Origin of the sequence: Myxococcus sp. AB025B, assembly GCF_006518215.1 — a bacterium.
Classification (GTDB): Bacteria; Myxococcota; Myxococcia; order Myxococcales; family Myxococcaceae; genus Myxococcus; species Myxococcus fulvus.
Map to the genome: position 1 here is coordinate 1 of NZ_SRLW01000578.1, position 2,123 is coordinate 2,123.

Consider the following 2,123-nt stretch of genomic DNA (forward strand, 5'->3'; position numbering starts at 1 on the left):
GGGTGTTGACGGGTGGGGAGGCGCCTTCGAGGGGTGTGGGACGGCCCGGAAGCGAACGGTCGGCTGCGGGCCTGTCATGGCGCCCAGGGCGTCGTGGCGCAACCCCAAGTGTCAGTGGGAGCGGGAGCCGCCCAGCTCCAGGGACTGGTGGTCTCCCGGGGCGTAGCTCTTGCCGGTGAGCGCGGCCTTCACCATGCCGACCAACTGCACCATGCGGCTGGAGGGCGTGTCCCAGTACTCGGCGCGCTCGACGCGCACGCACAGGAGCGCGAGCTCGGGATCATCCATGCCGTCGGGGAACCAGGCCTTGAGCGTGGGGTTCCACAGCTCGCGAACCTTGCGTGGGTCCTTCACCAGCTGGCAGCGGCCGCTGACGGAGACGTAGCGGTCCCTGGTGGGGTCGGAGAAGGAGACGTTGACGTGGTGGTCCTGCTCCACCTCGTCCACCTTGTGTGAGTGCTCGCGGGTGAAGAACCAGAGCTCTCCGTCGAAGTCATGGTCCTGGGTCCACATGGGACGGCTGTGCAGGCTCCCGTCGGCATCCACCGTGGTCATCATGGCGACCTTGATGCCGTGGATGAGCTGCCCCAGGTGTTTGACGGCGCCTCGCGTGCCCTGCTCCTGCTTCTTGCTCATGGTTGCCTCCTGACCTTGAAAACTAGGCAGTGTCCGGAGGCCGGGGCGGGTGGGGCCGGCTGGATGGCGCCAGGGCAGGCGGGCGGTGTGGTAGTGGGCGTGCAAAGCCCTCACGGTGGCGGGGTGGTTGCCGTGTTCCGGGGATGGAAAGCGAGTGCGACGATGCTGAAGACCGCGTGGAACGAGTGGTGCCTCAAGGCGCTGCAGATTGAGACGGCGCTGCTGGCGCTGGAGGAGATCGAGCTGCCCGAGGAGATGCACGGGCTGCAGGACGCGGCGGAGGAGAAGCTCCTGGAGCTGGGGCGGGCGTGGAAGGAGCGGCAGCCGGCGAGGGACGGGCGTCGGTGGGAGAAGCAGACCCTGGACAAGGGCACGCCGAGCGACGCGGAGCTGGAGGAGATGGTCCGCGAGTTCCGCGAGGACGGCAAGCCGTGGACGCTCTTGCGCGCGACCAGCGACAAGCAGGAGGTGGTGGAGACGGTGGTGTCGGACGGCAAGGCGTGCATGGTGGCCGGCGGCTCGTACTACCTGGGGCAGTGGGACTCGAAGGACGAGGTGCTGGAGGTCGGCCGCGATGATGACGCGGGCGAGCCGGGCACCGGCGTGGTGCTCGCCGCCACCGGTGAGGTGCAGTACACGCCGGACCCGGAGCTGTAGCTCAAGTGTCCAGCACGCGGGCCATGCGCTCGCGTGTCTTCGCGTCGGGCATGCGTCCGAAGCCCGCGCGCACGTTGTCGGCCACGTGTCTGGGATTGCTCGTGGCGGGCAGCGGGCAGTTCACCGCGGGGTGGCCGAGGATGAACTTCAGGAAGAACTGCGCCCAGCTGTCGCAGTCGAACTCCTGGGCCCACTCCGGCAGCGCGCGGCCCTTCACGCGGCTGAAGAGGTTGCCGGTGGCGAAGGGCTGCATGACCAGCACCGCCACGCCATTCGCGGCGGCGGCGGGCAAGAGCCGCTTCTCCGCCTCGCGGTCCGTGAGGGAGTAGGGCAGCTGGATGAAGTCCAGCGTCTCCTCCTTCAGCAGGCGCTCCAGCTCCGGGAAGGCGCTCTTCTGGTAGTGGGTGATGCCCACGTAGCGCACGCGCCCCTTCGCCTTCCACTCGCGCAGCACGGGCAGGTGGGTGCGCCAGTCGACGAGGTTGTGCACCTGGAGCAGCTCCATGCGTCCACGCCCCATGTCGCGCACGGACGTCTCCAACTGCTCGAGCCCCGCCTCCTTGCCGGTGGTCCACACCTTGGTCGCGAGGAAGGGCCTGGGCGCGTCCGGCAGCGCCGCGAGCACGTCGCCCACCACGCGCTCGGCGCGGCCGTACATGGGGGACGAGTCGATGAGGCGCGCGCCTGAGTCGAGGAAGCGTTGCAGCACGTCCTTCAAGGGGGCGCGCTCGGCGGGGGAGGTGCCCACGTCGAAGGTCTGCCAGGTGCCGAGGCCGATGACGGGCAGTGCCTCGCCGGACTTGGGGATGGGGCGGGTGAGCATGGTGGCC

3 protein-coding genes are annotated in these 2,123 nt (G+C 69.3%); 1 reads left to right on the top strand and 2 read right to left on the bottom strand.

The genetic code is table 11. The features are described 5' to 3' along the window. Positions 1-111: 111 nt before the first annotated feature. The gene (locus tag FL311_RS42735) at positions 112-636 is read right to left on the bottom strand and encodes a pyridoxamine 5'-phosphate oxidase family protein (RefSeq protein WP_141333370.1); all 525 of its coding nucleotides are present in this window, start codon (positions 634-636) and stop codon (positions 112-114) included. 162 nt (positions 637-798) lie between these two features. On the opposite strand from FL311_RS42735, the gene FL311_RS42740 reads away from it, so the two are divergent. Continuing rightward, on the top strand, positions 799-1,293 hold the full coding sequence (locus FL311_RS42740; protein WP_141333371.1) for a hypothetical protein: 495 nt from the start codon (positions 799-801) through the stop codon (positions 1,291-1,293). A 1-nt stretch (position 1,294) separates the two neighbouring features. On the opposite strand, the gene FL311_RS42745 is transcribed toward FL311_RS42740, so the two are convergent. Further along, the coding region (locus FL311_RS42745; protein ID WP_228557473.1) for an aldo/keto reductase at positions 1,295-2,123 on the bottom strand (829 nt) is incomplete at its 5' end.